5 protein-coding genes are annotated in these 5,630 nt (G+C 70.6%); 2 read left to right on the forward strand and 3 right to left on the reverse strand.

Annotation, left to right across the window (positions count from 1 at the left end):
* The first annotated feature begins 506 nt into the window (after positions 1–506).
* Positions 507–836 (forward strand): ArsR/SmtB family transcription factor, encoded by a 330-nt coding sequence (locus tag ON27_RS07765; protein WP_043721666.1) that lies wholly within the window; start codon positions 507–509, stop codon positions 834–836.
* Positions 833–1,558, forward strand: a complete 726-nt coding sequence (locus ON27_RS07770) for a cation efflux transmembrane domain-containing protein (protein ID WP_043721670.1) — start codon at positions 833–835, stop codon at positions 1,556–1,558. The genes ON27_RS07765 and ON27_RS07770 overlap by 4 nt, the downstream gene beginning before the upstream one ends.
* A 40-nt stretch (positions 1,559–1,598) precedes the next feature.
* On the opposite strand, the gene ON27_RS07775 is transcribed toward ON27_RS07770, so the two are convergent.
* The 3 genes from ON27_RS07775 to ON27_RS07785 all read right to left on the reverse strand — a co-directional run bounded on the left by ON27_RS07775 (position 1,599) and on the right by ON27_RS07785 (position 5,445).
* Positions 1,599–2,021: a DUF6924 domain-containing protein gene (locus ON27_RS07775; protein ID WP_051046322.1), complete on the reverse strand. Its 423-nt coding sequence runs from the start codon at positions 2,019–2,021 to the stop codon at positions 1,599–1,601.
* 306 nt (positions 2,022–2,327) lie between these two features.
* Complete coding sequence (locus ON27_RS07780) at positions 2,328–4,451, reverse strand: RecQ family ATP-dependent DNA helicase (RefSeq protein ID WP_043721676.1); 2,124 nt, start codon at positions 4,449–4,451, stop codon at positions 2,328–2,330.
* 64 nt (positions 4,452–4,515) lie between these two features.
* The gene (locus ON27_RS07785) at positions 4,516–5,445 is read right to left on the reverse strand and encodes an alpha/beta fold hydrolase (RefSeq protein WP_051046323.1); all 930 of its coding nucleotides are present in this window, start codon (positions 5,443–5,445) and stop codon (positions 4,516–4,518) included.
* Positions 5,446–5,630: the final 185 nt, after the last annotated feature.

Raw genomic sequence — 5,630 nt, forward strand, 5'->3', positions numbered from 1 at the left:
GGCTCGCGTTTGCGCGGCCGCCGCTTGCTCCTTCGTCGCTTGCGCGGCGGCCGCGCGAACGCGAGCCGGGCCGCGAACGGGCAATGCTCGGTCTCGCTTCGCTCGAAACCGGGCGTTGAGGTGCGCTGGGCGCGTTGGGAATACGAGGTGAATACAGGGTGGCGTCGTTGCCTCGCTTGCCTTCGAGTCTCTCGGTCTCGCGCTTTGAGTTGTTCGAAGGCTTCGGCATGGCCGTCGGGCGTGCGCGCGGCTCGGCGGGGTCAGGCTCTCGGGGGCGGCTCAGGGCTTGTGGTTGTCGTGGGGTGGTGGGCTATTGGTACGGGCTGTTTCGGTGGGCGGTGACGATTATCTGAATGGGTCCTCGAAGTGCTCGATGGCGAGATGCGCGATGCCGAACTCCAGGACGGATCGGGACACGAACACTGCTTCACGACGGGTCTGGTTTACGCGCCGCGCTTGAAGGTTCATCATTTTCTGAATACAGATTCTGATGTACTGTGCGGGTTGTGGAGACCGCTGTACACACCGATGCCCTGGCCCGGTTCGGGCACGCGCTGTCCGACCCGACTCGCACCCGAATCCTGTTGAGCCTGCGGCAGGCGCCGGGGTATCCGTCGCAGCTGGCCGAGCAGATCGGGGTGACCCGCCAGATCCTGTCCAACCACCTGGCCTGCCTGCGCGGCTGCGGGTTGGTGGTCGCGGTGCCGGAAGGCCGGCGCAGCCGCTACGAACTCGCCGATCCCCGCATCGCCGCGGCGCTGGAGGATCTGCTGGGGCTGGTGCTGGCGGTGGATCCGGCGTGCTGCCCGGACGCCGCAACCGACGGCTGCTGCTGATGGCTTCCCTCGGCATGCCCGCCGCGCCCTCCGGGGTGGGCCGTGCGCCCGATCCGGCGCGGAAAGCGGTGCTGGCGCGGCGGATCCGCTGGTTGGTTGCCGCGACCATCACCTACAACGTCATCGAAGCCGCGATCGCGCTCACCGAAGGCGCCCGTGTCTCCTCCACCGCACTGATCGGGTTCGGGTTGGATTCGGTGATCGAGGTGTCCTCGGCGGCGGCGGTAGCTTGGCAGTTCACCGGCCGCGACCCCGAAGCGCGGGAGAAGGTGGCGTTGCGGGTGATCGCGTTCTCGTTCTTCGCTCTCGCCCTCTATGTCACCGTCGACTCGATCCGCGCGCTGTTCGGGCTCGGCGAGGCCCGGCACTCGGCGATCGGGATCGGGCTGGCGGCGGCGAGCCTGGTCGTCATGCCGGTGCTTTCGGCCGCGCAACGCCGCGCGGGGCGTGAACTCGGATCCGCCTCCGCGGTCGCTGATTCCAAGCAGACCTTGCTGTGCACCTACCTCTCCGCGGTGCTGCTGGCCGGGCTACTGCTCAACAGCCTGTTCGGCTGGTCGTGGGCCGATCCGATCGCCGCACTGGTCATCGCCGCCATCGCGGTGAGAGAAGGCGTCAACGCCTGGCACGGGGACACCTGCTGCCCGGCCCCGGCCGCGCTCACCACCAGCGGCGCCGAGGCCTGTGACTGCTGCGAGCATCCCGCCGGAAACGACCGCTGATGCCCCCGCTGCGCGGCCGGTCATCGAGTGCCGGCCGCGTTCACCGATCGAAGCCGCGGAAAACCCCGTCGTCGTCGACGCTGCCGGCGTAGTCCTCGAAGTCCATGTTGGCGAGCAAGAAGTTGACCTCGACCTCGGCCATCGCGATCGGCGCGATCCGGAACACCGCATCGCCGTCCCCTCGGGCATCCTCGTCGCTGGTATCGACCGCCAGCAGTGGGTGCTGGGGGTCGGTCATCGTGGTGGCGTCGGCGAGGAACACATAGGTCCGGCCACCGACCAGATCACCTAGGTCGGCGGGGGTCAGCCCGTCGAAGGTCACGTCGTCGACGGGCGTCAGCTCCGACATCGCGTCTTCGTCGTAGGACGCGATTACCGCCGCGAGGGTCTGGGCCCACGCCGCGTCGTCGGTGAAGTCAGTACGCACCAGAAGTGATTCGCCCTCGGGCAGAGACCGTGCCATATGCACAGATTGTGCACTACCAGGGAGACACGTTGAGCGCTGTAGAGGTCGAGGCGATCACGCCCGTGCCATATGCCAAATTCTGCACTACCGCAGCCGTCACCTTGCGTAACCACCATCACGACGTCGAGCTTCGCCGATCCTCGGTATCGAGGCGACGTCATTCCACCGACTCCGAACGCCACTGGGACAGTCGAATCCAGCCATGTCGCAGGCACACCCGATGGACGCTGGTGAGCGTGTCCGATCGTGCGGTGCGACCTGCCGATCGGGCAGGGGACCGGCTGGCGCTGCCGAGCGTCGTCCTTACGTCGGTGTGGCCAGGGCGAATGGCAGGATGGCGTCGGCTCCGGCCGCTCGGAGTGTGTGGGCGGCGACGGTGAAGGTCCAGCCGGTGTCGGTGAGGGTGTCCACCAGCAGGATCGGGCCCGGCACGTCGGTGAGGTCGGGGACTTCCCACGAGTCGAACAGGCCGGCGACGCGATGCGCGGAATTGGCCGCGGAGACCGGCGGCCGGTCCGGGCGGGCGCGCAGGGTGCCGAGGTCACGCAGGTGGCCGACCTCGGCGAGCCGGGCGGCGAGGGTGGCGGTGAGCACTGGGTAGCGCGGGGATTCCAAAGCGAGCACCGAAGTCGGGCGGGCCGCCCAGTCCCATTCGCGCAGAACGGCGACGCAGGCGTCGAAGACCGCGTCGGGAACCGGGTCGTCCGGGCCGTCGAGCAGGGCGCGCAGCCGCTGCCCCCAGCCCAGGTCGGTGAGCCTGCCGAGCACGCGACCGGTCTCGGCGCCGCCGGTGATCTTGCCGGACAGAGGGATTCCGAGCTTGGCCATGCCGGTGGGCCACTGCTTGCGCGGTGCGAGGTCGAGGCCGGGGCGGTCGAGCCGGGCCTTGGTGGCGGCCACCGCGTCGGCGGCCACGGTGCGGTCGGGGCGGCTGCCGGTGCAGTTGTCGCAGCGGCCGCAGCCGGGCGAATCGGCGGGTTCCGCGGACAGTCCCGGGTCGTCGAGCTGACGGCGCAGGAATTCCATGCGGCAGCCGGTGGTCGACTGATAGTCGATCATGGCCTGCTGCTCGGTTTCCCGGGCGACGGACAGCCGCTCGTAGCGCTCGGTGTCATAGGTCCAGGGCTGGCCGGTGGCGATCCAGCCGCCGCGGACGCGGCGTACCGCGCCGTCCACGTCGAGCACCTTCAACACCATCTCCAGCCGGGAGCGATTCAGTTCCACCAGCGGTTCCAGCGCCGCGGTGGACAGCGCGCGGTCGAAGTCCAGCGCGTCGAGCACGGCACGCACGATGTGCTCACGCGGAAAGGCGACGGAGGCGAAATAGCTCCAGATCCGGGCGTCCTCGGGGCCGGGCAGCAGGATGACCTCGGCGCGGTCGGTGCCGCGCCCGGCGCGCCCCACCTGCTGGTAGTAGGCGATGGGCGAGGACGGCGCGCCGACGTGCACCACGAACCCGAGATCCGGTTTGTCGAATCCCATGCCGAGCGCGGAGGTGGCGATGAGCGCCTTGACCTCGTTGTTCAGCAGCGCCGCCTCCAGCAGCTCGCGTTCGGCCGGATCGGTCTGGCCGGTGTAGGCGGCGACGGTGTGGCCGTGCGAGTTCAGCACGTCGGCCAGGTCGTGCGCGGCGGCGACGGTGAGGGTGTAGACGATGCCGGAGCCGGGCAGCCGGTGCAGGTGGCCGCTGAGCCAGGCGGTGCGCTCCACCGCGTCGTCGAAGCGGACCACCGACAGGTGCAGCGACCCGCGGTCCAGCGTGCCGCGCAGCACCAGAGTGTCGGTGCCGATCTGGGTGGCGACGTCGGTGACCACCCGGTCGTTGGCGGTCGCGGTGGTCGCGAGGACCGGAACGTCGGAGCCGAGGTCGGCGATCAGCGTTCGGATGCGTCGGTAGTCCGGCCGGAAGTCGTGGCCCCAGTCCGACACGCAGTGCGCTTCATCGATCACCACCAGCCCCGCGTCGGCCGCGAGCCGGGGCAGCACCTGGTCCCGGAAGTCCGGGTTGTTCAGCCGTTCCGGGCTGACCAGCAGCACGTCGACCGCGCCTGCCGCGACCTGTGCGTGGATGTCGTCCCACTCGGTGACGTTGCCCGAGTTGATGGTGGCGGCCACCACCCCCGCGCGCTGCGCCGCAGCCACCTGGTTGCGCATCAGCGCGAGCAGCGGCGACACGATCACCGTCGGCCCGCGCCCGGCCCTGCGCAGCAGTTTGGCGGCGATGAAGTACACCGCCGACTTGCCCCAGCCGGTGCGCTGCACGACCAGCGCCCTGCGCCGCCGCACGACGAGCGCCTCGATGGCCCTCCACTGGTCGTCCCGCAGCGCGGCGCCCGCGCCGGCCAGTTCGCGCAACAGCTGTTCGGCATGCTCGCGCAGGTCGGGGGCCATGAGGTCGATCGGGGACGCGCCGGTGGCCGTGGTCATGGGCTCCATCGTGCCCGACGACTCCGACAAGGGGCTGCGCGCCCGACCGTGGCAGGCGGCGTGGTCAGGCGGGTCGCGCGGTTTCCGCCGCCAGCTCGACCAGCCGGGCGCGGACCAGGTCCGGTCGCTCCTCGACGATGAAGTGGCCGCAGTCCTCCACCAGTTCCAAGCGGTAGTCGTCGGCGCGGGCGGTCTCCTCGGCGGCGAGCGACGGGTGGATGGCCGCGTCCTGGACGCCGAACAGGGTGCGGATCGGGACCGTCGCCCTGCGTCGTTCGCCGCGCCCGGCCGACCGCGGCACTTCGCGCAGCAGGAAGGTGCGATAGGTGTCGGTGGCCGTACGGGCGCAGACGGGATCGCGGTAACGGTCCGCGTACGTCCGGGTCACCTCGGGTCCGAATTCCGCGCGATCGCGGACGGCTCCAGGGAAGACGAGCTGCTCCAGGAAGCGGGTACGCCGGTGCAGGTAGGTGCCGAAAGCCGCCACGGCCGGTTGGTAGAGCAGGAACCGCCACGCGTGCGGGAGGAAAGCGCGCGGCGTCTGCCACGGGTGGGCGATGTTGAGCGCCAGCAGCGCGTCGAATCGCTCGGGTGCGCGCAGCACGAGCAGGTGGGCGATATAGCCGCCCCAGTCGTGGCCGATCAGCAGGACGCGATCCAGTCCGAGCGCGTCCAGCAGCGCCAGCAGGTCGGAGGCGACGTCGTCCTTGGCCCACCGGTGCGGCGCCGGACCCGACCAGCCGTAGCCGGGCAGGTCCGGCGCGATGATCCGCAATCCGTCGGGTGGATCGGCGAGCAGGTGACGGTAGGCGTAGTGATGCTCGGGCCAGCCGTGCAGCGCGAGCACCGGACGCCCGTCCGCCGGACCCGCCTCGGTGACGTGGAAGCGCACGCCGCGGGCGGTCACCTCCGACCGCCGCACGCCCGGGATCTCCGGCGGGCCCGCCGCCGGGTCGGATTCCGGAGGGGGTGCGAAGAACGACCACCAAGGCATACCCGATGGTATCGAGGAGGTTGCCCTCGCGGCGGGCACTCCAGTGCCGAGGCCCGCAGCGCGTCGATCCCACCACCTCAGGCCGCGAACTCACGTGGGCGCCGAGCGGGCTGCGCGCCGGCGGGATTGCACGGCGAGAGGGCTGCGCGGCGAGGGGACTGCGCGCCGGGCGAGCTGCGCGCCGG

The organism is Nocardia asiatica NBRC 100129 (genome assembly GCF_000308415.1).
GTDB classification, from domain to species: domain Bacteria; phylum Actinomycetota; class Actinomycetes; order Mycobacteriales; family Mycobacteriaceae; genus Nocardia; species Nocardia asiatica.

Bases quoted from the DNA above. Each gene is read 5' to 3' on its own strand.
- ON27_RS07780 (WP_043721676.1), bottom strand. From the start codon at position 4,451: ATGACCACGGCCACCGGCGCGTCCCCGATCGACCTCATGGCCCCCGAC.
- ON27_RS07775 (WP_051046322.1), bottom strand. From the start codon at position 2,021: ATGGCACGGTCTCTGCCCGAGGGCGAATCACTTCTGGTGCGTACTGAC.
- ON27_RS07785 (WP_051046323.1), bottom strand. From the start codon at position 5,445: ATGCCTTGGTGGTCGTTCTTCGCACCCCCTCCGGAATCCGACCCGGCG.